The organism is Helicobacter sp. 11S02596-1, from assembly GCF_002272825.1.
In the GTDB taxonomy this organism is placed as follows: Bacteria; Campylobacterota; Campylobacteria; order Campylobacterales; family Helicobacteraceae; genus Helicobacter_J.
The window spans coordinates 209057-231265 of the sequence record NZ_MLAM01000002.1; the positions used below are offsets into that span (position 1 = coordinate 209057).

A 22209-nucleotide genomic window follows, 5' to 3' on the forward strand; every position below is an offset into this window, starting at 1 on the left:
CCTTTTTGTTACTCGTTTAAGGCGTATTGTTGGAATAATTCCCCACGTTCTTTGTAAGATACAAATTGATCCAAGCTCGCAGCAGCTGGGGAAAGCAAACCCACGCCATCAAGCCCTAAAGAATCTTTGATTTTCTTGACAGCCTTTTCTAGCTCGCCACAACTATGGATAGCGATCCCAAAGTCTTTTGCTAGCCCCAAGAGTTTTTTTTCATTGCTCCCGATGGCAAAAATCTCAATATCCAAATTTTTTGCCAGTTCAAAAATAGGTTGCTGATCCGCCCCTTTATCATCCCCGCCCAAAATCAAAAATATTTTTTTGTTTTGATAGCGTTTTAGGGCTTCTAATGTGGCATCAACATTTGTCCCTTTGCTGTCATCTACCCACAAACGCCCCGCTTTATCGTGAAATTCCTCGATACGATGGGCGCCCACCTGGAATGTTCCTAGCAAATCAACATCAATAATGCCAAACAAAAGCTTGCAGGCCTGCAATGCCAAGAGCGCATCGAGCAAAAAAGGTTCGCCAAAACCAACAGCCTCTAGTGGCACGCCGATTTGTTGGGCTAGATCGAAAGAATCCTTGTAGAAAAACGCTTTTCCTAAGAATTCCTTGACTTCAGGGCGGGTGTGAAACTCATAGGGGAGGATCGCAAAAGTATCTTTTGGCATTAACAAAAGGGGTTTTAGCTTATCACAGATATAGGCTTCAAAACTCCCGTGCCAATCGATATGATCTTGCTTTACTGGCAATAATAAATACAGATTGGGGAAAGCCTTGTGGGTATAATGCAGACTAAAAGAACTCGTTTCAAGCACCCATAAATGCGATTTTTGCGTATAAAGCTCTGCTAAAGGTGTGCCGATATTTCCCCCGCTTTTTGCCCCAAATTTCCCCAGCAAAAGCGTGAGCATTTCGGTTGTGGTGGTTTTGCCATTTGTCCCGCTTATCCAAATGCTTTTGGGAGAATAGCCAGCAGAAAATAAACCATAAAAATAATCATATTCTGAAATAAGATTTTTTGCATTTTGGATCAAAGGGTGGCTTGGGGGGATGCCCGGACTTAGGATTTCCATTGTTGATTGATAGGCGGAATCTTGCGGTTTGAATGCACCGCTTGGTAGCAAAAAATTGCCCCGCTCATCGGTTGAGTTACGAGAAAATTTATCATCAAAAATATTGCATAAAATCCCCTGGTTATTGAGAAAATTCACGATGGGTTTTGTGGTAATCCCATAGCCAAAAATCGAAATACGTTGCATTAGTGCCCTTTTTCTTTATTTTTTGATGGTGTTACCTGATTTTGATACTCATCAAAGCGATGATATTGCTCAAAATCGCAATGATCCAAAACCGGACGATGATTTTATTTTCTGCCCAGCCTTTTACCTCGAAATGATGGTGGATAGGCGCCATCAAAAAGATTCGTTTTTTGCGGGTTTTATAGCTCCCCACTTGCAAGATAACCGAGAGGGTTTCGATGACAAAAATCGAGCCGATCAAAATCAATAAGATTTCATTATTGGAGACAATCGCCATATACGCAATAAATCCCCCGACTGCAAGGCTACCGCTATCGCCCATAAATACTTGGGCAGGGTGGCAGTTATACCACAAAAACCCAAAAAGCGAGCCAATGAGGGCGACAGAAACGACAAAAAGCTCGCCCGCATCAACGACACGGGGCCACAAAAGATATCGGGAAAACTCCGCATTCCCTGCGATATAAACAAATATCGAGAGCGATACGAGCGCACAAATACTCGGCACGCTTGCAAGCCCATCAAGCCCATCGGTGATATTGACCGCATTGGTAGTGGCTAAAAATACCAATGTCCAAAAAGCGATGGCTACACCGGGGTAATCGCCTAGATAAAATAAGGGTTTTTTCATAAAAGGCACATACAGGCTAGAATCTAGCCCGTGTAGGCTCAAAGAGCTTGCCACGCCTGTAGAAATCACAAACAAAAGGATGAATTTGAGGCGCGCGCTCATCCCGCTATTTTTCCTCGCAGCGATCTTCATATAATCATCTCGAGCGCCAATAAGCCCAAAAGCAATCAAGACAAAAAGTCCCAAGATGACATAGGCATTGTTGAGTTTCACGCTCAAAATCGAAGCGATCACGGTTGCGAAAATAAATACAACCCCACCCATTGTGGGGGTGTTTGCCTTGCCTTGATGGGCGGGAACAAACGTGGATATGGGTTGATTGGCGTTTTTGGATTTTGCCCATTTGATAAATGCCGGCATCACAAAAGCACACAAACAAAAGCCAACAAAAAAGCTAATACCCGCCCGAAAGGTGAGGTATTGGAACACATTGATACCCAAATCAGAATAGAGATAATACAACATAGACACCCCAAGTATTTTAGTTTCTGAAATTATAAAGCAGTTTTAGGATAAAATGAACGAATTTTTGTAGAAAGAGAATAAATGCAAGAAGCCATCCAATCATTCCAAGATTCTTTTCAAACGTGGGGCTATTTGATTTTATTTTTATATTGTATGGGTAGTGGGTATGTCGGCATTGTGATTGCAGGAATTTTAAGTTCTTTAGGCAGTATGGATATTGGCATTTCTATCGTGGTTGCTTTTTTGGGTAATACCTTTGGGAGCAGTGTTTTAGCATTATTGGGCAGGTATCAAAAAGCTGATATTTTGAAATATTTTTCCAAACATCGCAGGAAAGTTGCCCTCGTGCATTTGTGGATGAAACGCTATGGGGTTTGGCTGATTTTTATTAACAAATACATTTATGGGGTCAAAACCGCTGTCCCGATTGTTATTGGTTTGAGCAAATATGATTTGAGAAAGTTTTTGATACTCAATGCGATCGCTTGTGCGATTTGGGCGGTGCTGATTGGGATGGTGTCGTTTTTTGCTAGCGAGGTCATCAAGACGATTTTTGTCAAAGTGGGTGATATAGGGTATGTGATGCCATTGGTATTTGCCCTGCTGGTTTTGGTGGTTTGGTTTTTGCTCAAAAGATTTGGCGAGAAATAAGAATATTTTTGATTTTGTATTGCAGGAAAGTTTTTGATATTTATTTTGGTGTATAATACAAAATCTCAATTCAAATAAATCATAAAGGATAAAACAATGAAAAAAATAGGCATTTTTTACGGCAGTGATAGTGGCAATACCCAGACAATCTGCGAGAAGATCGCCGATAAACTTGGCAAAGAAAATGTAGAACTTATCGATGTTGCCAAGGCTTCTAAAGACCAACTTTTGGGGTTTGATAATCTGATTTTGGCAAGCTCAACTTACGGGAGCGGGGATCTCCAAACTGATTGGGAAGATTTTATCGGTTCTTTGGATGAAAGCGATTTTGCTGGCAAAACCATTGCGCTTGTTGGGCTTGGCGATCAAGACACGTATAGCGATACATTTTGTGATGCCCTCTACCATCTCTATGAAAAAGCAAAAGGTGGCAAACTCATCGGGCAAACATCGACAGATGGTTATAGCTTCGATGACTCCAAAGCCGTAGATGGCGGTAAGTTTGTCGGATTGGCAATCGATGAAGACAATCAAGATGATTTGACAGAGGGTCGCATTGATGCTTGGGTCAATGACATCCAATCAAAATTTGCTTAGTTTTTCTAAGCAAGCTTTTATATAATCGCTTTTACATAAAATTCTGAAGGGTGTTGGCTTTTGCCATCCACTCTTTGAATTCTTCCCATCTTTCTTCTTGAATAAGTTTTTCCGCCAATAGCATTTCTTTGCCAAACAAATCAATCGAATGCAAGACGTTTTGTTTATTTTGTTTGAAAACATCGTGCCACATAATCGGCGAGCTTTTTGAAATCCGGCTCATATCCTTAAACCCCCCGCCAACAAGCGCGAGAATGGTTTGTGGGTTTTCTTGAGACAAAACGGTATTAGCAAGGGCATAACTAATAACGTGAGGCAGATGGCTAATGAGGGCGATATGCTTATCGTGGTCTTTGGGATCCATCTTGATGATACGCATCCCGATAGAGACAAAAATCTCTTTCGCACACGCGATTTGAAATTCACCACTATGCTCCAAATCTGTCAAGATGATGATTTTGTTTTTGAAAAGATCATTGAGTGCGGCTTTGGGTCCATAAAACTCTGTCCCACTCATCGGGTGGGCAGCAATAAAGTTTTTGCGGATTTTTGGTGGCACAGCTTCGATGATTTTTTCTTTTGCCCCGCCAAGATCGATGATAGTAGTATGCGGGGAAATCTTATCAAACTTTTGGAGTGCCTGGGTGATGGCCTCTAGCGGGATGGCTAAAAAAATAATATCGCATTCTTGGATCTCATCAAAACTCACGCATTCATCTACCAATCCCAAAGACAGCGCCTGCTGGGTATGCAAGGCATTAATATCATAGCCCAAAATGGTTTTAAACATCTTGGTTTCTTGCAATGCCAATCCCATCGACCCGCCAATGAGCCCTAGCCCAATAATCCCAGCTTGCATATTCGCTCCCTATAAATAAAATAATCGCCCCATCACTCCGATTGCCCCAACTTGTCTCAACGGCAAAAACTAGGACCTAATGCGATGGTCTATAAAAGCACCTCTTTTAAAACTTCTTCGATCGTAACAACAGGCACGATTTGGATTTCTTTTTTGACTTCTTCAGGAATATCGTCCAAGTCCCTTTTGTAGTTTTTTTCAGGGATGAGGGCTTTTTTGATACCTGCTTTATGGGCAGCGATAAGCTTTTCTTTGAGTCCCCCGATGGGCAAAACCCTCCCTGTGAGTGTCAATTCTCCTGTCATCGCAACATCTGCACGCGTCTTTTTTTCGCACAAAATCGAAGCGATCACGCTTGCCATCGCAATGCCCGCACTCGGACCATCTTTTGGCGTTGCTCCCTCAGGGACGTGCAAGTGGATATCATAGAGATTATAGACTTGGGCTTCTTCATCTTTTTTTGTTTTTTTGGATTTTTTTATCGGGGCTTTTAATATCTCTGAATCAATCAACACCTTGATGACAGAAAATGCGATACGCGCAGATTCTTTCATCACATCGCCTAGGCTACCTGTGAGCGTGAGTGTGCCTTTGCCTTTGATTTTGATCGCTTCGATTTTGAGCACATCGCCCCCCACGCTTGTCCAAGCTAGCCCATTGACAACGCCGATTTTGTTTTCTTCATCGATAGCATCGATTTCAAAAACGATTTTGTCAAGATATTGTGGTAACTCTTTGGGGCTGATGGTGATTTTTTTGGGTTTGTCTTTTGATTCCAAAATGATTTTGGCACACTTCCTCATTAAAGTAGCGATACTCCGACGCAGATTCCTCACACCGGCTTCACGGGTATATTTCTCGATGATAGTCTTGATCGCAGCGGGTGTGATGGCGATTTCATTTGATTTGAGGGCGTGTTTTTTGAGTTCTTGGGGGATGAGGTATTTTTTTGCGATTTCTTCTTTTTCTTGTGGGGTGTAGCTTGAAACCGAGATAAACTCCATCCGATCACGCAATGGCGAGGGGATATTAGAAACATCGTTGGCTGTAGCGATGAAGATGATTTGGGAAAGGTCGATATTGAAATTCGTATAATAATCCCTAAAAGCAATATTTTGCTCGGGATCAAGGATTTCAAGCAAAACGCTGGTGGGATCGCCCCGCATACTCCTGCCGACTTTGTCGATCTCATCAAGCACCATCACGGGATTCATCTCTTTGGCTTCGATAAGTCCTTGCACGATACGCCCAGGCATTGCCCCTAGATAGGTCCGCCTGTGGCCCCTGAGTTCATTGACATCTTCAAGCCCTCCCAGGGCGATCCTCACTAAGGGGCGATTGATCGCCTTGGCGATGGAATTAGCAAGGCTTGTCTTCCCAACACCCGGAGGTCCATAAAAGCATAAGATCGTGCCTTTTCCCTCCGTGTTGGTTTTGTCCCTGAGATTGAGGAGTTCCCTAACGGCAAAATATTCCACAATCCTTTCTTTGGGTTTTTGGAGGGAATAATGATCAGAATCGAGTTGGTTTTGGACATTTTTGATCGAAAGCTTTTTTTTGCCAAATTTTCCAAATGGGATTTCAAGCACCCATTCGATGTAGTTTTGCACGATATTGGCATCGGCACTATCTTGGTGCATTTTGCTTAAGCGATCGATTTGTTTTTTGACTTCTTTATACGCTTCTTTGTCCATAAATGGCTTGATTTTTTCAAGTTTTTGGCAATATTCTTCGATTTCCTCATCACGTTGTTTATCCACGCCGAGTTCTTTTTGGATCTGTTTGAGTTGTTCTTTGAGGAAATATTCTTTGTTGATTTGCTCCATTTTATTATGGACTTTGCTTTTGATTTCTTTTTGGAGCTTTTGGGTTTGGGTCTCCTCAATCACCAGATCGATCAAAATCAACAGCCTTTCTTCGGTATCATCGCTGGCAAAAAGCTGGTAGGATTGTTCTTTTTTCAATCGCAAGGTCGAGGCAACTAGATCGATAATCCGATTGGGATCATCGTTGTCATCGATGGTTTTGAGCAAATCAGGGGGAAAAAATTGGCTGATATTGGCTAGATTAGTAACTTTTTCACGCAAAACTTCCATCATCGCATTGATTTTATCAATATCATAATCCCTATAATTGATGACATCGATGACTGCCTGAAGGGGGTCTTCATCTTCTATCGAGAGGATTTTTCCTTTCATAATGCCTTGAAAAAGGAGCTTGATTCTCCCATCGGGCAGAGCGACTTTTCTCATAATGCTCCCGATAACCCCCACATCATAAAAACTATCCTTGAATCGTTTTTGTTCTTGGGAATTTTTCGCACAGCTCACAAATACCAGACTATTTTGTTCTAGTGCCTTATTGATGGCTTTGATATTGGGTTCATCGGTGATGAAAATGGGTGCAATCATAAATGGATACATAAAGACTTCATCTTCGATAATCACGGGGATGACACTTGGAAAATTATCGTAATGATTGATTTGCATAGGGGATTCCTTTACCAGTTAAATATGACAACATACCAGGGGATATGCGAAGGTTTGGGGTGCGTTTCTTTTTCGAGTTCATCATCGATTCTTTCGAGATATTTATCAAGTGCTACTTTTTTGTGTTGTTTTTTATAGACATTGGCGATGGCTTTGTTGAGTTCGTTTTGACCCAATATAAATTTTACCTGCATATATTCGACCAGTGGCATATAACGGCTATTGGGGTATTTTTCGATGAAATTATCTAGGGCGAGGATAGTATCAGAAACAAAATCTTGATCTTTGCTTTGATTTCTAAACGCATAATAATGGGCTTGTAATTTCAAAAATGCGATGTAGTCGGCATTTTCAATCGTTCCATAGCGTTTGAGGTATTCATCAAAATAAAATTCAGCCAAAATATATTCTTCTTGGCTCATATGCGCCTGCCCCAAAATCAACATCGCTTCGGGCAACAAAGGCGAATTGATATGCTCGCTTTGCAAAGAAGAATAATAGTTGTCAGCTGTCTCAAGATTCCCGAATTTGATTTCTTTGAGGATGCCTTGATACCAGTATATAGCGGGCTTGTTGTATTCTGTATTTTGTTTGGCACACGCAGCAAGGATGGCGATGAGTAAAAGTAAAAAAACAATTTGTCTATAGACCATAGAACTCCCAAATTTGGATTTGTTATTTTGCTAAATTAATGAATTTAATTTTACATTATACCGAATCTCGTCGAATCAATCGGCAAAATAACTTTATAAAAATTGATTTTTGGGTGTAAAATTGGATAGAATATAAATAATTATGATAAGATTTGTTTTTCCAAATCAATATTGCAGCATAAAAATAGGGGTTTAACCAATGATTTTTGATGTAAAATCGCCAATTTTGGGATTTGAAAACGTAACAAAAATGAAATTAGAAAAAATAGATGATATTTTTGTTCGCCTTAGCAATGCTGATAGCGATGTTCCTGTTTTTACGCTTATCAATCCATTTGTTTTGAGAGAATACGAATTTGACGTCCCGGTCGCATTGAAACTTTTACTTGACCTTGAAAATAGCAAAAATGTTTTTACTGCCAATATTATGGTGATTCAAACGCCTATTGAAAACTCTACGATTAATTTTTTAGCCCCCGTTATCTTCAATTTTGACAATCAAACGATGGGACAAGTCGTTTTAGATAGCCTCAAATATCCCCAATACGGACTTGCTGAACCGATTTCTGATTACCACCAAGAAGAGAATAAGACAGAGAATAAACCAGAAAACAAAGAAGAAAAGTAATTTTTTATTTGCTTGATTTATTTATGATTGCATTTTAGATGTTTTGCATACCATCAATTTGTGGCGAGCAGGTAAATTTTAAAATTTTTATACATTACTTGATAATATTAAAAAGGATTCTTTAATGTCAGTCAAAAAAACATTGCTTTTTGTTGGTTATGGCAGTATGGCAAAAGCCATCGCTTTGGGGATTGCCAGTAGCGATCTAAAAAACAAATATCACATCGAAATCACGGGTAGAGACACCCAAAAAGCCCAAAAATTTATCGAAGAAAATCACTTGGGGGATGTAGCAACGATACACCCGCCTTTTATGCACGAAATTTCTTCGCAATCCTCATTGCACGGCTCTTCTGGCAGGCTTGATGTCGATGGTAAGATCGTGATATTGTGTGTGAAACCCTATGCTTTGGGAAGTTTTGTTTATTTTGGCAAAGCCCATTCAGTCTATAGCGTGCTTGCCGGTGTTGGTATGGAGATGTTGAAACAACATATCCAAGCCACCAACTATGCCAAGATAATGCCTAATGTTGGGGCTAGATTTCAAAAGTCATCAACGGCGGTGTATATAGAGGGAGATATTCAAGAAGAAGCCAGAGAAATCATTTCAAGCTTTGGTTGTGCTGTGTTTGTGGATTCTGAATCCTTAGTCGATGCTTCCATTGCCACAGGCGGGAGTTCGCCAGCATTTTTGGCTTTGATTGCTCAAGCCCTCATTGATGCGGGTGTGCGGGAGGGTTTGAAACGTGATGATGCGCTCAAGCTGGTGCGAGCGACATTTGAAGGGTTTGCCAATTTGTTAGCCGAGCAATCCCCTGATACCATCATCGCTGCGATTACAAGTCCGGGAGGAACGACAATTGAGGGACTTTCTGTCCTTGAAGACAGGGCGGTGCGGGGTGCTGTGATAGAGGCTTGCCACCGAGCCGTAGCAAAATCACGACAAAAACACTAGGGCAAAAGCCAAAAACTCAAAAGCAAGTCGATTCTGATTGCCCCCCTCGTGTTTATTTTTAGTTTCTCTCATCCTTATCCATCGCTCCATAAGCGAATTTCACATAAACCGATAACCCCAATAGCAACATCGCCACGCCCCCGGTGAGATAGACAGCGTAGATGATTTTGTCCGGTTCGCTAATGGTAAATTTGAATACCAACATCAATGCTTCAATCGCTAAAGCGATGACGATAGAGCCAAGGAATCGGATCATTGTTTTATGGATGGCGCGGTGATTGTCCCCGCTATTTTTGCCCAAAACCTCTTCTTCAAAAATCGCTTTGACTAGATCAAAAATCGCCAAAGCTAGCGTCAGCAAGATGGTGGATTCAAAAACCTCTTTGATGTCAAAGCTTCTAAAATGGATCGAAGCCGTCCAAAAACTTGCAATCCCTTTGATAAAAAGCAAGATAGAAATGAGGGTTAGCATTGCAGAGAGTGAAAAATACATCGCAATACTAAAATTTGAAAATGCGTCATAAAATCGACTTGGCGAGCTAACATTGATGGCTTCTTTGAGGGAAATATCGATACATACCACATACAAAAGCTCACGTTTTTCGTTATAGACGGGATAGGAAGATGTTACAACAAGACTGCCATCGATACGTGTTGGGTAGGGGTTGGTGATGATACATTTTTGTTCCCTGATCGCTTCATAAAAATACGCCCTATCAGCAAAATTTTCACAGCTGTCATAGCGGATTTTTTTATACCCCATTATTGTTTCGCCCACCTGCTTGCCACCCGGGTCTAAGACATAGATACAATCAAATACATTGATGTCTTCTTTGATGGTTTTAATAGCACTAAAGATCGATTCGAGAGTGGTTTGGGGCATATAGTTTTTGATATTTTGCGTAAATAAATAACAAATATACGCACGCAATTCGGATCGGATTTTTGAATAAGTAACAATGTCTTTTGAAAGCATATGCGGTTTCCTTGATTTGATAATTTAAATGAATTTTACTATGAAATCATAGATTTTACTTCTATAAAGGTAAATCCTAGGTGATAGAGGCAGAAAATATTTGTTTTTGTTAAATCAAAATAGATTTTCAATCACAACATCGCCATTGATATAGAGGGTTTGGACTTCTTTGGCGTGCAGGAGAAATTGGAGTGATTCTTGATGGCTTTTTGAGATCTCTGGGCAAGCAAACACGCTAATATCGGCGCATTTCCCCACCTCAAATACCCCATTATCTAGCCCGAGTGCGTTGGCTGGGTGATTTGTCGCTCCTAAGATAAGCATTTGGCTCAATGCTTCTATTGGCATTTCTGGGTAGGCAAAGAGCGCACAGCGGAGTTCATCGAGCATATCAAGATTGCGATTGGAGCTTTTGCCATCGGTGGCAAAAATCGGGGAAAGCCCCGCAAGATCTAAGCGATTCAAATCCAGATAAGAACCACACAAAAGCCGATTGGAACGCGGGCAAGAAACAACCACGCCACCATTTTCTTGAATCTTTTTGAGTTCGCCTAATTCTGCCCAGAGGCAATGGGTAAATAATGCGGGCAGTCCTTTAAAAAGATCCAGAAATGCTTCGATGGTATAAAGAGGCTTAGCAGATGGGGCTTTGAGGATATTTTCATAAAAATGCTTAAACCAGCCCGAGCCATTTTGTAGCCATTGCCTTTCGCTACGAGATTCTAAAAAATGTGCCGAGACAGGGCAAGCGTCTTGCTTGGCAATAGAAAGGACTTTTTTTGCCAATACGCTATGGACGGAATAAGGTGAATGCAGGGCGATTGCTGGTGTGAATCGATGGGATCGTAATCTTTTAGAAGCATTGTAGCGGGCTAAAAAATTTTCATAGAGAAAATCAAGTGCGCTAGGTGCTGAGCCGATCGCTTCGTTAAAATACACCACACGCAACGCCGAATCTGCCAAAATATCCAAATCTTGCCCGTAGCTACTGATCGCCCCCACACTCCCCACGCCACTTTTTAGTTGTTCGCTGATAGAGGCTTGCACGCAAGATTTGATGTCTGCAAGCACATCATCACGATTTTTCATCACACTTTCAAGCCATTTTTCAAACCCGCCATACACAAAGCTTGTAATATTGTTGCCAAATTCAAAATGGATATGGGCATTGATAAAAGCAGGCAAAATCACCATATCTTCGTAAAATACGCCATCAGGATAGGTTCGTTTGAGGGTTTCGTATTTTCCGATAGCAACGATTTTGTTTGGTGTCTGTGCGGGTGCTTTACTTGCAGAACTCTCAAAGGCAATCCCCCCATCAGTGATGATTGTAAAATCGTTATCACAAACAAAAACCTTGCTTGCCCCGATGAGCTGGATAGTTTTCATTGATTTTTCTCCAAAGCTTTCAAAGAATCATCCTCAAGGCTATCGGGAGGGATTTGGATTTGGGCGCTATCAAATGCTTCTTTGGTTTTTTCGATAAGCTCGCTTTTGAAGCTATGGCTATCTTGGTTTTTAATCCATACTCTGATGGTAAAAGTCAGCGATTCTGGGCTAAGATCGCTCACGCCTATAAAGGCATTTTTAGAATCAAAATGTTGGACTTTTTTTGTCTTTTCCAGATTGGTGAGGACATTTTTTAAGATCTCACGGACCTTTTGGATATCGGTGTTATAGGGGGCTTGAAAAATCCATTCGATACGTCTTTTTTGGCTATGGGAGCAATTAATAATCGTAGCGTTAGCCACGTTGCGATTGGGCAATACTGCCAGCTTGCCATCAGGGAGGGCGATTTTTGTATTAAAAAGATTGATCGCTTCGATTTTCCCGCTAATTTGCCCGATTTCTATCGTGTCGTTTTTCTTAAAAGGTCGCAAGACAATCAAAATAATGCCCCCAGCAATACTGGAGAGCGAATCCTTGAGTGCTAGGGCAATCGCTACGCCTATCGTGCCTAAAAGTGTCAGAATCGATGTGGTTTGCACGCCAATGTTGCTTAGCATTGTTACAATCGTGATGATAATAATCCCAATGGATGCGACTTGTGAGATGAAATTCCCTAAGATTTCATCTTTTTTGGCGATGAGTGTATGGGTTTTTTTGCGGGCAAGTCTGGCAAGATAAAAGCCGACAAAAAGGATAATAATAGCCTTGAGAAGGCTCAAAGAAATATCTTGGATAAACGGCAGGGTAATATGAAAAAAATCCAAAATACTATCTGTAAAATTCGCCATAAATGTTGCCACCGATAATGGTATATTCTATTTTTGAATCGAGTTTTTGCCCCAAATTTTGTCCATAGTAGGGGGAAAAACTATCGCTTATCTCTGTGTGAGCCTCCAGATCAATAATCATCAAATCCGCATCTTTGCCGACGGCTATTTCGCCTTTGTTGAGTCCAAGAAAATCTGACTGCCTTTTGGAAGCAAGCATTAAAAAATCCTGTATCCCTATATGTTCGGGCTTGATGAGATAGGTATAAGCAAGGGCAAAATAATAACTAATCGCATCAATGCCAAAGCTTGCTAATTCAAAAACTTGGTCTTTTTGGGAATTGTAATCAGCACATTGCAGACTTGTAAGCATATCGATTTGACCATTTTTGAGGGCCTCTAAAAGTTGTTGTTTGGAGGCAGGGTCTTTAAGCGGTGGGTTGAGCTTGGCTTTGGTGTTGTAGTGGGCGCAGGCGTTTTCATCCAAAATCAAATGGTGGATAGGGGTTTGTGCGATGATAGTAGCATTTTTGGATTTGAAATAATCAATGATTTCTAAACCTTGCGGTTCTGTGATAGCGCTGAAGAGGATTTTTGCGCCGGTGTGCCTAGCGGTTTGAGAAATCTTGGCGATTTCTTTGGTCTGTGATAATGGCGAAATGCTTGGCAACCCCAGCATAGAGGCTAATGCCCCCTCATTCATCGCGCCTTTTGCTAGCTCAATGTCTTGGGCAAAACACACCACAGGGATTTCAAGCATTAAAGCGTATTGCATAATTTTTAAAAGATTATTCCCATCAATACGGCTATCAATATAAATAACTTTCCCGCCTTGGGTAGCAAGGATAGAAATATCGTTGATTTTATTTTCGGCATTAGTCGGCTTGATACTAGGAATCAGCGTGATTTCTGTGAGGCTATCGATACTTTTTACCAGCTCAATCATCGCTTCATTCTCACAAGCTGGCGTTGTATCTGGCAGGATGAGGGCTGTTCCTACACCGCCTTTGAGGGATTTTTTGGATAATGATGTGAGTGTTTTTTGTGAAAGCGATTTGCCTTTGGGATAGACATTGAGATCAATCAAAGTCGGTGCGATGATTTTGCCTTTACAATCAATGACTTGCTCATCTGCTCTGCTAGAGAGATTGGGTGCGATCTGTGTGATTTGTCCATCTTGAATACGAACATCTGCTGGGATCTTTTGGGAATGATCGCAAACAAGCCCGTTTTTTAGTAGCATTTTTTATCCTTTTGGGCGAGGTTTTTTATTGATTCCCGCCTTTGGCATACCTAAATCTTTAAATATTTCGATTTTAGCAAACCCCCGATAAAAATCAGCTTGCTTTTAGTTGCTTGAAGATGGGTGATTTGCAGATGAGTTGAGAAATGCTTTCAAATCACTAAGCGTTTGATCGCCTTGAATGGAATCAGAAGCTTCGGGTTGGAAATGGCTATCGCACGACTGCCCTTCTGGTTGGTCTTTTGTGAGAAAGCTCCTTTTCAAAGAATTGCCCGAAAGCTCGGCTTTATCGCACGCTTCAATTAACGGCTCTTGTGCTAACTTTTTTGCATACACATTCGAATGCAAAAAAACTCCCATCAAAAAAAACGTCCCAATCCATTGTATTTTTTTCATCTCTACGCTCCCAACGATTGCATTAAAAACCCGCTCACATCTCGCATTGACCCACTGATAATCAACACACCAATCGCTAATAACAATACACCCGAAATAATCTCAATAATGCGGGTGTATTTTTTCATCTTGCCTAGCACGCTCAATGCCTGGCTCAAAAGCATTGCTACAACAAGAAAGGGAATCCCAAGCCCCAACGTATAAACTACCATCAACGTAAGCCCATAGCCTTCTTGTGTGCCACTTAGCATTACAATACTAGCAAAAATAGGTCCAATGCACGGCGTCCAGCCCAATGCAAAGCTCACACCCAGCACAAAGGGCGAAACAAAACTCAAAAATTTATTACGGGGCTTAAGGGAAAAGTTGCTTTTCTTGCTTTTGTATAAAAAACCAATGCGAAACACACCCAAAAAATGCAAGCCAAAAATAATGATGATTATCCCTGCGATGGTATTGAGCCAGCTACTGGCAAGATAATCTTGAATGAGCCTTGCCATCGAAGCACCCAACAGGATAAAAATAATCCCAAATCCTAAGATAAACAGCAAGGATTTGATAATAATAGGGAATTTATTTGCCTGCCCTTGCTTGATGTCTTCTAAAGAAACACCGGAAATATAGGACATATACGCTGGAATCAATGGCAAGATACACGGGCTAAGAAATGTCAAAATCCCAGCGAGCAAAGACGCAGTAATGGGAGCGGAAGAAAAGATTTGCATTAAAGAATTATCAAACATAAAAACCTCTAGTTATTTTTTGGTTTATAGTAAAACATAAAAATTTAAATCAACAGATATTCTCAAGCGCCCCAGTATTTGATTTGACTACATTTCTAGAATTGGCATAGCAAAATAAAACACAAATACTCTGTTATAATACCGCTAGCAAAAAGTCTGATTGAAAGATTTTTGGCTTTTTGCAATCCAAATATTAAAAAGTGAGCAAAAATGCCAAAAGAAATTTTAGACAATGATTGCACCCAGCAACCAACCAACCCAGCCCCAGAAAAAATGGAGGAAGTAGCAGAAATGGGTTTTGATGGGCTTGGGCTCAAGCCCCAAGTCCTCAAAGGCGTCATTGAAGCGGGTTTTACCTCGCCAAGCCCGATACAAATCAAAGCTATCCCTGCGGTTTTGCAAGGTAGAGATGTGATCGCTCAAGCCCAAACAGGAACAGGCAAAACCGCTGCATTTGCCCTGCCAATCCTCAATATGCTAAAAAACGATCGGACCATTGAAGCGCTTATCATCACGCCTACAAGGGAGCTAGCGATTCAGATCAGTGATGAGGTTTTCAAGCTAGGAAAATTTTCACGGACAAAAACCGTGTGCGTGTATGGCGGGCAGAGTATCAAACGGCAATGTGAGTTTATGCAAAAAATGCCTCAAGTAATGATTGCCACACCGGGGCGATTGCTCGATCATCTCAAAAATGACAGGATTGAAAACTTCGTCCCCAAAATCGTCGTCCTTGATGAGAGTGATGAAATGCTGGATATGGGATTTTTGGATGATATTGAGGAGATTTTTAGTTATTTGCCTAGCAATGCCCAGATCTTGCTTTTTTCAGCGACAATGCCCGCACAGATTCGGTCTTTGGCAGATAAGATTTTGCAAAACCCTATCAATATCAAAATCACCCCGACAAATATCACGAATGTCGATATTTCCCAGCGATTTTATGTTATCAATGATTCAGAGCGAAATGATGCGATTACGCGTTTGCTTGATACCCAATCACCCTCTAAAAGCATTATTTTTACACGGATGAAAAAAGAAGCTGATGAACTCAATGCCATCCTCAAAGCCAAATCGTATAAATCGGTGGCATTGCACGGGGATATGGAGCAAAGAGAACGCCGTGATGCTGTGAATGCCTTTAAGGCAGGCAAAGCCGATATTCTTGTGGCTACCGATGTGGCAAGCCGTGGGCTTGATATCTCGGATGTGAGCCACGTTTTTAACTATCATATCCCGCTAAATCCAGAAAGCTATGTCCATCGTATCGGTAGGACGGGGCGAGCAGGCAAAAAAGGCGTAGCTATCACGCTGGTTACACCCCTAGAATACAAAGAACTCCAGCGTATCCAAAAAGACATCGGTTCTAAGCTTGAGCTTTATGAAATCCCGATGATGCAAGCTAATGGCGATAAAGTGTTTGAAAATATCCTCAAAGCCAAAGTAACCGATGAGGTTGTAAGCCTTTATGAAAGCCTCAAAGACAAGATCGAACCCTCCCAGCTTGCATTGAAGCTTTTGGCATTGCAACTCAAATCTAATAAGATTGGCTTAAGCAAGCAAGAAATCCTCAAGATGGAGACCCAAAGCTCACAAAGAGGGCAAAAAGATGGCAGGGCAAGCACAAAAAGACCCTCTAAAGGCAGGACAAGCACCAATAGCACAAGGACTAACAGCAAATACGCCAAACCCCAAGCAGGCTCAAGAACACAAACGGGTTCAAGAAGCCGTTCATTTTCAAGCTCCAAAGCCAAAGGCTGGTAGGCAAAAAACTAGGCAAAGAATGGCTGGGATTAAACCAGCTTGGATAAAATTTTAATTTCTATAAGCACAAGATGTATTTATTGTGAAAGAAACGGAGTTTTAAAATGATAAAAGAAGCAGAATTTATCTGGAAAGATGGCAAGCTTATCCCTTGGAAAGACGCCACGACGCATATTTTAAGCCATACATTGCATTATGGTAATGCAGCGTTTGAGGGCACACGTGCGTATGCGACAAAAAAGGGTTTAGCGATTTTTCGCTTGAGCGATCACGTCAAACGATTGCTTAATTCCACCAAGATTGTTGCGATCAAATGCCCTTATAGCCAAAGCGAACTAGAAGCCGCTCATATCGAGCTTTTGAAAGCTAATGTCTATGATGGCAATGTCTATATCCGCCCGATTGTATTTTTGGGCTATGGCACGATGGGAGTAACCCACACTCACGCCCCTGTGAATGTTGCCATCGCAGCGTGGGAATGGGGAGCGTATCTTGGCGAAGATGGTATTTTAAATGGTATCAAGGTCAAAACGAGTTCTTTTGCTAGAAATTCTGTGAAATCTACGATGGGAAAGGCTAAGATTGCCGCAAATTATCTCAACTCCCAGATGGCAAAACACGAAGCACTGGAATGCGGTTGCGAAGAGGCGTTATTACTTGATGAGAGCGGTTTTGTTGCGGAGGGGAGCGGGGAGTGCTTTTTTATCGTTCGCGACGGCACGCTTATCACGCCCCCTTATGATAATTCGCTAGAATCCATCACGCAAGCCACGGTGATTGAGATTGCCAAAGACCTCAATATCCCTGTGGTCCAAAGGCGTATCAGCCGTGATGAGGTATATATCGCTGATGAAGCGTTTTTTACCGGAACGGCTGCTGAAATCACCCCGATTAGGGAGCTTGATTTTCGAGTGATTGGCACAGGCAAGGCTGGTGCGCTGACCCAAAGACTGCAAAAAGAATTTTTTAGTATCGTGATGGGTGAGAATCCAAAATATACCCATTACCTGACTTATATTGATTAAAGGAGACTTATGCCGATTGATTTGAATGAGCATTTAAAAAGAAAAAACCAGCAGTTTGGGAAAGATGAAACCCCCAAAAATGATCGAAATAATGGCGGGGGTGGCAATAATAATCCCAACAAAAATTCCGGGTTTCGCCCGCCAAATATCCCTACAAATCTTTTTACAAACAAAAAATTTTCTACGCTAATTGCGGTGGTGATTATCGTGATTGTGATTTTGCTTGCCAAGCCATTTGTTGTTATCAATTCTGGTGAGGTGGGTATCAAGGTAACTGCGGGTAAATATGACAATACCCCGCTCCAGCCGGGCATTCACTTTTTTATCCCCATCATTCAAAATATCATCGTTGTAGATACCCGTGTGAGGACGATCAATTTTTCTCGCACCGAAGATATGGGTGTTGTGGGCAAAAATCAGGGGATTTTTAGAAATGATGCGATCAATGTGATGGATTCTCGGGGCTTGACCGTCTCGATTGAACTCACCGTGCAATACAGGCTCAACCCCCAAACCGCCCCCCAAACCATCGCTACCTACGGGCTTAGCTGGGAGCAAAAAATCATCAATCCAGTTGTCAGAGATGTCGTCCGTGGTGTTGTTGGGCGCTACCCTGCAGAGGATTTGCCTACCAAGCGTAATGAGATCGCCACGCTGATTAGTTCAGATATCACCAAAGAAATGGCAAAATTCCCCAATTCGCCTGTTGAGTTGAGTTCTGTCCAGCTTCGAGAAATCGTGTTGCCACAAAATATCAAAGAACAAATCGAAAAAGTTCAGATCGCACGCCAGGAATCTGAACGTGTGCGCTACGAGGTAGAGCGTTCCAAGCAAGAGGCTGAAAAAGTCGCTGCACTAGCAAAAGGTGAGGCAGATGCCAATCGTATCAAAGCCAAAGGGGTTGCTGATGCGATCGTGATTGAAGCCAAAGCAAAATCGGAGGCAAATAAAAGTATCAGCCAAAGCCTCACCGACAAGCTTTTGCAATTACGCCAAATCGAAACCCAAAGCAAATTCAATGAGGCACTCAAAGTCAATAAAGACGCACAGATTTTCTTGACCCCTGGGGGTGCTGTGCCAAATATTTGGGTGGATTCTAAAAGTAAGCAAAAAAATACTGCAGCCAGTGGGAAGTAAATGACTAATAAGCAAAATCAAGGGCACAAAATTGCAGGATTGCAAGGATTTCAGGGTGCAGACAAGTTCGAGGCATTGATTGAGCGACTTGATTGGGTCAAATCCCCCTTGATACCTGCTATCGTGCAACAATACGATGATAATCGTGTTTTGATGTTGGGTTTTATGGATCAAGAAGCGTTAAAATTAACATTAGAAACGGGGCTAGTGCATTATTTTTCCCGCACCCGCAATCGTATCTGGAAAAAAGGCGAAACCAGCAATCACACCCAAAAACTCATCGAGATGTTTTTGGATTGTGATAATGACACCTTGCTTTTGAAAGTCGATCAAACCGGGAATGTTTGCCACACGGGGGCAACAAGTTGTTTTTTTAGGCAAATCAATCTTAAAGATGGCAGTCTGTGTGATGGCGATCAAAAACACGCCCTTGGGTGTGAAAATAACACAAAAGATCGTGGCGCAAAAAATAATGATGAAAATAATCTGCAAAACACCGCAAAAACCAGTGTAGAAAAAAGCATTTTGGATGCCTTGTATAAGACACTCCAACAAAGAAAAACCCAATCCCCAGAAACATCCTACACCGCTTCATTGTATGCAAAAGGTGAAAATGGGATTTGTAAAAAAATCATCGAAGAAGCCGGCGAACTGACATTTGCGATCAAAGATGGGCAAAAAGACCAGATTGTTTATGAATGTAGCGATTTGATTTATCATATTTTAGTTGGCTTGAGTGATAAAAATATTCACCCCAATGCCATCAAGCACGAGCTTACAAGGCGATTTGGATTGAGTGGGATTGAGGAAAAAAATAGCAGAAAATGATGTCAGAAATAAAAAACTTAATTTTAATGGAGTTCCATCGTCTCACTTCCATTGAGATAGTTTTATTTTTGGCTATATTTGTTATTTTTATATTTATTTTTACATTGGGTTTGGTTTGGCATTCCAAAAGATTTTTGCCAACATTTTTATTTTTGCTCTCTTTTGTGATTTTGTTTTCTTCTCCTTTTTTGATCCGCTACGTGATGAAAGAAAAAATCTATAAAATCGAAGTTTCTTACCAGCGTTCTTCGCCTTTGCAGTATGCCAACGCATTTTTGATAGATATGGATATCAAAAATCTTGGGATGAAAAATATCCATCAGTGTATCGTCAAAATAGATATTCACAAAAATGCAACCAACACTTTCAATCGTTTTAAAAATATGTTTTTCCCTACAAAAAGTTTCAAACATTTTATCAATGAAGCCATCCCTACCCACCAAAGCCGTCATTTCGTAATTATGATCGATGATTTTTATGACAAACATAGCCCCTATAAAGTCAGCACCGATTGTTTTTGAGCCGATTTTGATAGCTTTCTAATTAACGCCCCAAACTTGCAAGCAACAACGTAGCACATTCGCTTTTGAGCGTGAAATCCGTAGCGATACTATAGGTAGAGCAATCCTTAAACAGCGTTTTTTCAGCCAGATCAAAGCCCCCTTCAGGACCGATGAAAATCCCATCTTTGAGGCTTGGGGGATACCTGTAAATATCCTTACCCCCAAAATCAAATACGCACGCTTTTGGGTATTGCTTGTGCGCGCTTTGTGAATCAGGGAGGATTTCTATATCCATTAGTGCGCTTCTCCCGCATTGCTCACAAGAATGTATCAGGATTTTTGTGAGCCTCTCAATAGAGATTTTTTCGTTTTTTTGACTGCGGTTGGCATAAAAAAAAGTGATTTTTCCTACACCGATTTGGTTGAGATAGGGCAAGGTTTTTTCGATGGTTTTGCTTTCGATGATCGCCCAAATGATATGGATTTCTCGGTTTGGCAAGACGGGCATATCAACTCGTGTGCATAATCTTAGTTCAGCGTGCTTGCGAGAGATATTGGTTTGTTCGTAGGTGTAGAGATAGCTATCGTTTAGATTTCTAAAAAAAAGTTTTTTTTCAAGCTTGGTTCGTCTGGAGTGATAAAGATGGGTATAAAGCTCGCCTGCGATCACTAGAGACGCTACCCCCGCATCTGGAGCGTAAGCAAAACGCACTAAAACCTACCTAGGGCGATGATAACAATACATAAAATCAAATCCAGTCCATAAAGCAGTTTGCAGAATTTGAGATAAGCTTCCATCAGCTCTTGCTTGGTTTTGGCGATTTTTAGTTTTTTGACCCTTATGATCTCGCCGATGAAAATAAAAAGCGTAACAGCGATCATCAAAGCATTTTTGATATCGATAAAAAAATACTGCATTGCCATCACAAATATCCCGCTAAAAAATGCCACCGCTACCAAAAAAAATACCATCGGCATTACAAACCAGATTTTACGATTGATCGCTGTATAATCTTTTTTGGTAAAAAGCGCATAAAGATTAATGAGAAATGGGATCGGCATAAAATACATAAAAAAAGAATGAAAAAATACCGAGTCATTGAAAGCTTTGGCAGCCATATCGATTTCTTGCATAAAAACTCCCTTGAAGCCAGATAAGCCCGTATTTTAGCATTATTAACTTTATTTTAATATTATAGCGCCAATCCATTCAACTAAAAAAGGATCACGAATCAAAACAACCAAAGAGGCTGTATTGCTACTAAATATGGGCGGTCCAAGCAATCTTTATGAGGTCGAAGTATTTTTAAATAATATGTTTAATGATCCTTGTATTTTATCTATCAAAAATGATTTTTTAAGAAAGCTCACCAGCAATTTTATCGTCTCCAGAAGGGCTGAAAAATCCAAAAAGATTTACGCTGCCATCGGGGGAAAATCCCCAATGACGGAGATGACATTTTCTTTGGTCCAAAAGCTCAATCAAGCCGATACGACTAGATTCTACACCTATGCGATGCGTTATACCCCGCCTTATACCCACGCTGTTTTACAGGATTTGCAAAAGCAAGGATTTGATTGTGTTGTTTTGTTTAGTATGTATCCGCAATATTCCACGACAACGACGCTATCTTCGCTCAATGAGGTGTATGCTTCGCTCAAAAGTTTAGATTACAAACCTGTTGTTAAAGTCATCGATCGATTCTACCAAGATGAGGGTTTCAATCGTGCGATAGTCTCGGAAGTCAAGCGCTGTATGCACGGCCTTGATCCAAGCGAATTTGTGATGGTGTTTTCTGCGCACGGGCTTCCTGAAAGCGTGGTGGCAAAGGGCGATCCCTATCAAAAAGAATGCGAAAAACACGTCGCCATCTTGAGCGAAATGCTACCACTTGCGGGGCTTATGTTTGAAAAAATCGTTTTGTCCTATCAGTCCAAAGTCGGCCCGCTCAAATGGATAGGGCCTAGCACAGAAGAAATCGTGCAAAAGCACAAAGACAAAAAACTCATCATCTACCCGCTTTCTTTTAGCATTGACAATTCTGAGACAAAATATGAGCTCTGTATCCAATACCGCAATCTCGCAAGTAAAGTCGGGGTAAAAGAGTATATTGTATGCCCGTGTTTGAATGACACACAAGAGTTTGTGAGTGCCATTTTGGGCTTGGTTAAATCTATGAAAGGATAG

General features: G+C 41.2%; 23 protein-coding genes. 10 read left to right on the plus strand and 13 right to left on the minus strand.

The features are described from left to right. Positions 1 to 8 precede the first annotated feature (8 nt). Positions 9 to 1262 carry a UDP-N-acetylmuramoyl-L-alanine--D-glutamate ligase gene (gene murD / locus BJI48_RS02350; protein WP_095331453.1) on the minus strand — a complete coding sequence of 418 codons (1254 nt, stop codon included), beginning with the start codon at positions 1260 to 1262 and terminating at the stop codon, positions 9 to 11. Between the two features lie 31 nt (positions 1263 to 1293). Then, on the minus strand, positions 1294 to 2358 hold the full coding sequence (gene mraY, locus BJI48_RS02355) for a phospho-N-acetylmuramoyl-pentapeptide-transferase (RefSeq protein ID WP_095331455.1): 1065 nt from the start codon (positions 2356 to 2358) through the stop codon (positions 1294 to 1296). 81 nt (positions 2359 to 2439) lie between these two features. Between mraY and BJI48_RS02360 the strand changes: the two genes are divergently transcribed. Both BJI48_RS02360 and BJI48_RS02365 read left to right on the plus strand, forming a co-directional pair. After that, a complete protein-coding gene (locus BJI48_RS02360) occupies positions 2440 to 3009 on the plus strand; it encodes a DedA family protein (protein WP_095331457.1) in 570 nt (189 codons plus the stop codon). Positions 3010 to 3105: 96 nt separating this feature from the next. Continuing rightward, positions 3106 to 3606 carry a flavodoxin gene (locus BJI48_RS02365; protein ID WP_095331459.1) on the plus strand — a complete coding sequence of 167 codons (501 nt, stop codon included), beginning with the start codon at positions 3106 to 3108 and terminating at the stop codon, positions 3604 to 3606. A gap of 31 nt (positions 3607 to 3637) precedes the next feature. Here BJI48_RS02365 and BJI48_RS02370 read toward each other — a convergent pair whose 3' ends face one another. The 3 genes from BJI48_RS02370 to bamD all read right to left on the minus strand — a co-directional run bounded on the left by BJI48_RS02370 (position 3638) and on the right by bamD (position 7607). Continuing rightward, positions 3638 to 4465 (minus strand): prephenate dehydrogenase, encoded by an 828-nt coding sequence (locus BJI48_RS02370; protein ID WP_095331461.1) that lies wholly within the window; start codon positions 4463 to 4465, stop codon positions 3638 to 3640. Between the two features lie 89 nt (positions 4466 to 4554). After that, positions 4555 to 6954, minus strand: a complete 2400-nt coding sequence (lon, locus tag BJI48_RS02375; RefSeq protein WP_095331463.1) for an endopeptidase La — start codon at positions 6952 to 6954, stop codon at positions 4555 to 4557. Positions 6955 to 6965: 11 nt separating this feature from the next. Further along, positions 6966 to 7607, minus strand: a complete 642-nt coding sequence (gene bamD / locus BJI48_RS02380) for an outer membrane protein assembly factor BamD (protein WP_095331465.1) — start codon at positions 7605 to 7607, stop codon at positions 6966 to 6968. Between the two features lie 199 nt (positions 7608 to 7806). Between bamD and fliW the strand changes: the two genes are divergently transcribed. Together fliW and proC are read left to right on the plus strand one after the other, a co-directional pair. Further along, the gene (gene fliW, locus BJI48_RS02385) at positions 7807 to 8235 is read left to right on the plus strand and encodes a flagellar assembly protein FliW (protein WP_095331467.1); all 429 of its coding nucleotides are present in this window, start codon (positions 7807 to 7809) and stop codon (positions 8233 to 8235) included. A gap of 124 nt (positions 8236 to 8359) precedes the next feature. Beyond that, complete coding sequence (gene proC, locus BJI48_RS02390; RefSeq protein WP_095331469.1) at positions 8360 to 9190, plus strand: pyrroline-5-carboxylate reductase; 831 nt, start codon at positions 8360 to 8362, stop codon at positions 9188 to 9190. A gap of 58 nt (positions 9191 to 9248) precedes the next feature. Here the strand turns inward: proC and BJI48_RS02395 are convergent, their stop codons facing one another. The 6 genes from BJI48_RS02395 to BJI48_RS02420 all read right to left on the minus strand — a co-directional run bounded on the left by BJI48_RS02395 (position 9249) and on the right by BJI48_RS02420 (position 14764). Beyond that, entirely contained in the window at positions 9249 to 10166 is a 918-nt protein-coding gene (locus BJI48_RS02395; protein WP_095331471.1) for a PDC sensor domain-containing protein, read from the minus strand. 114 nt (positions 10167 to 10280) lie between these two features. After that, positions 10281 to 11555 (minus strand): metal-dependent hydrolase, encoded by a 1275-nt coding sequence (locus tag BJI48_RS02400; RefSeq protein ID WP_095331473.1) that lies wholly within the window; start codon positions 11553 to 11555, stop codon positions 10281 to 10283. Continuing rightward, positions 11552 to 12403, minus strand: a complete 852-nt coding sequence (locus BJI48_RS02405) for a mechanosensitive ion channel family protein (RefSeq protein WP_095331475.1) — start codon at positions 12401 to 12403, stop codon at positions 11552 to 11554. The genes BJI48_RS02400 and BJI48_RS02405 overlap by 4 nt, the downstream gene beginning before the upstream one ends. Beyond that, complete coding sequence (locus BJI48_RS02410) at positions 12384 to 13625, minus strand: amidohydrolase family protein (RefSeq protein WP_095331477.1); 1242 nt, start codon at positions 13623 to 13625, stop codon at positions 12384 to 12386. The genes BJI48_RS02405 and BJI48_RS02410 overlap by 20 nt, the downstream gene beginning before the upstream one ends. A 105-nt stretch (positions 13626 to 13730) precedes the next feature. Next, positions 13731 to 14021 (minus strand): hypothetical protein, encoded by a 291-nt coding sequence (locus BJI48_RS02415; protein ID WP_095331479.1) that lies wholly within the window; start codon positions 14019 to 14021, stop codon positions 13731 to 13733. Positions 14022 to 14023: 2 nt separating this feature from the next. Then, positions 14024 to 14764 carry a cytochrome c biogenesis protein CcdA gene (locus BJI48_RS02420; protein ID WP_095331481.1) on the minus strand — a complete coding sequence of 247 codons (741 nt, stop codon included), beginning with the start codon at positions 14762 to 14764 and terminating at the stop codon, positions 14024 to 14026. Between the two features lie 210 nt (positions 14765 to 14974). Here BJI48_RS02420 and BJI48_RS02425 point away from each other — a divergent pair, with 210 nt between their 5' ends. From BJI48_RS02425 to BJI48_RS02445, 5 genes are all read left to right on the plus strand, one after another. Then, positions 14975 to 16528 carry a DEAD/DEAH box helicase gene (locus BJI48_RS02425; protein ID WP_095331485.1) on the plus strand — a complete coding sequence of 518 codons (1554 nt, stop codon included), beginning with the start codon at positions 14975 to 14977 and terminating at the stop codon, positions 16526 to 16528. A gap of 107 nt (positions 16529 to 16635) precedes the next feature. Next, a complete protein-coding gene (locus BJI48_RS02430; protein WP_095331550.1) occupies positions 16636 to 17553 on the plus strand; it encodes a branched-chain amino acid transaminase in 918 nt (305 codons plus the stop codon). Between the two features lie 9 nt (positions 17554 to 17562). Further along, positions 17563 to 18690: a prohibitin family protein gene (locus BJI48_RS02435; RefSeq protein WP_095331488.1), complete on the plus strand. Its 1128-nt coding sequence runs from the start codon at positions 17563 to 17565 to the stop codon at positions 18688 to 18690. Next, a complete protein-coding gene (gene hisIE / locus BJI48_RS02440; protein ID WP_095331492.1) occupies positions 18691 to 19518 on the plus strand; it encodes a bifunctional phosphoribosyl-AMP cyclohydrolase/phosphoribosyl-ATP diphosphatase HisIE in 828 nt (275 codons plus the stop codon). It abuts the gene before it with no gap. Beyond that, a complete protein-coding gene (locus BJI48_RS02445; protein ID WP_095331495.1) occupies positions 19515 to 20039 on the plus strand; it encodes a DUF2393 family protein in 525 nt (174 codons plus the stop codon). The genes hisIE and BJI48_RS02445 overlap by 4 nt, the downstream gene beginning before the upstream one ends. Positions 20040 to 20061: 22 nt before the next feature. Here the strand turns inward: BJI48_RS02445 and BJI48_RS02450 are convergent, their stop codons facing one another. Next, entirely contained in the window at positions 20062 to 20733 is a 672-nt protein-coding gene (locus BJI48_RS02450) for a 16S rRNA (uracil(1498)-N(3))-methyltransferase (RefSeq protein ID WP_095331497.1), read from the minus strand. Continuing rightward, positions 20733 to 21155, minus strand: coding sequence for a hypothetical protein (locus tag BJI48_RS02455; protein WP_095331500.1), 423 nt, complete (start codon positions 21153 to 21155; stop codon positions 20733 to 20735). The genes BJI48_RS02450 and BJI48_RS02455 overlap by 1 nt, the downstream gene beginning before the upstream one ends. A gap of 58 nt (positions 21156 to 21213) precedes the next feature. Here BJI48_RS02455 and hemH point away from each other — a divergent pair, with 58 nt between their 5' ends. Beyond that, positions 21214 to 22209 (plus strand): ferrochelatase, encoded by a 996-nt coding sequence (gene hemH / locus BJI48_RS02460; protein WP_257874355.1) that lies wholly within the window; start codon positions 21214 to 21216, stop codon positions 22207 to 22209.

Excerpts from the sequence above, each read along its gene's own strand:
- murD (WP_095331453.1), bottom strand. The coding sequence starts at position 1,262 with ATGCAACGTATTTCGATTTTTGGCTATGGGATTACCACAAAACCCATC.
- mraY (WP_095331455.1), bottom strand. The coding sequence starts at position 2,358 with ATGTTGTATTATCTCTATTCTGATTTGGGTATCAATGTGTTCCAATAC.
- BJI48_RS02360 (WP_095331457.1), top strand. The coding sequence starts at position 2,440 with ATGCAAGAAGCCATCCAATCATTCCAAGATTCTTTTCAAACGTGGGGC.
- BJI48_RS02365 (WP_095331459.1), top strand. The coding sequence starts at position 3,106 with ATGAAAAAAATAGGCATTTTTTACGGCAGTGATAGTGGCAATACCCAG.
- BJI48_RS02370 (WP_095331461.1), bottom strand. The coding sequence starts at position 4,465 with ATGCAAGCTGGGATTATTGGGCTAGGGCTCATTGGCGGGTCGATGGGA.
- lon (WP_095331463.1), bottom strand. The coding sequence starts at position 6,954 with ATGCAAATCAATCATTACGATAATTTTCCAAGTGTCATCCCCGTGATT.
- bamD (WP_095331465.1), bottom strand. The coding sequence starts at position 7,607 with ATGGTCTATAGACAAATTGTTTTTTTACTTTTACTCATCGCCATCCTT.
- fliW (WP_095331467.1), top strand. The coding sequence starts at position 7,807 with ATGATTTTTGATGTAAAATCGCCAATTTTGGGATTTGAAAACGTAACA.
- proC (WP_095331469.1), top strand. The coding sequence starts at position 8,360 with ATGTCAGTCAAAAAAACATTGCTTTTTGTTGGTTATGGCAGTATGGCA.
- BJI48_RS02395 (WP_095331471.1), bottom strand. The coding sequence starts at position 10,166 with ATGCTTTCAAAAGACATTGTTACTTATTCAAAAATCCGATCCGAATTG.
- BJI48_RS02400 (WP_095331473.1), bottom strand. The coding sequence starts at position 11,555 with ATGAAAACTATCCAGCTCATCGGGGCAAGCAAGGTTTTTGTTTGTGAT.
- BJI48_RS02405 (WP_095331475.1), bottom strand. The coding sequence starts at position 12,403 with ATGGCGAATTTTACAGATAGTATTTTGGATTTTTTTCATATTACCCTG.
- BJI48_RS02410 (WP_095331477.1), bottom strand. The coding sequence starts at position 13,625 with ATGCTACTAAAAAACGGGCTTGTTTGCGATCATTCCCAAAAGATCCCA.
- BJI48_RS02415 (WP_095331479.1), bottom strand. The coding sequence starts at position 14,021 with ATGAAAAAAATACAATGGATTGGGACGTTTTTTTTGATGGGAGTTTTT.
- BJI48_RS02420 (WP_095331481.1), bottom strand. The coding sequence starts at position 14,764 with ATGTTTGATAATTCTTTAATGCAAATCTTTTCTTCCGCTCCCATTACT.
- BJI48_RS02425 (WP_095331485.1), top strand. The coding sequence starts at position 14,975 with ATGCCAAAAGAAATTTTAGACAATGATTGCACCCAGCAACCAACCAAC.
- BJI48_RS02435 (WP_095331488.1), top strand. The coding sequence starts at position 17,563 with ATGCCGATTGATTTGAATGAGCATTTAAAAAGAAAAAACCAGCAGTTT.
- hisIE (WP_095331492.1), top strand. The coding sequence starts at position 18,691 with ATGACTAATAAGCAAAATCAAGGGCACAAAATTGCAGGATTGCAAGGA.
- BJI48_RS02445 (WP_095331495.1), top strand. The coding sequence starts at position 19,515 with ATGATGTCAGAAATAAAAAACTTAATTTTAATGGAGTTCCATCGTCTC.
- BJI48_RS02455 (WP_095331500.1), bottom strand. The coding sequence starts at position 21,155 with ATGCAAGAAATCGATATGGCTGCCAAAGCTTTCAATGACTCGGTATTT.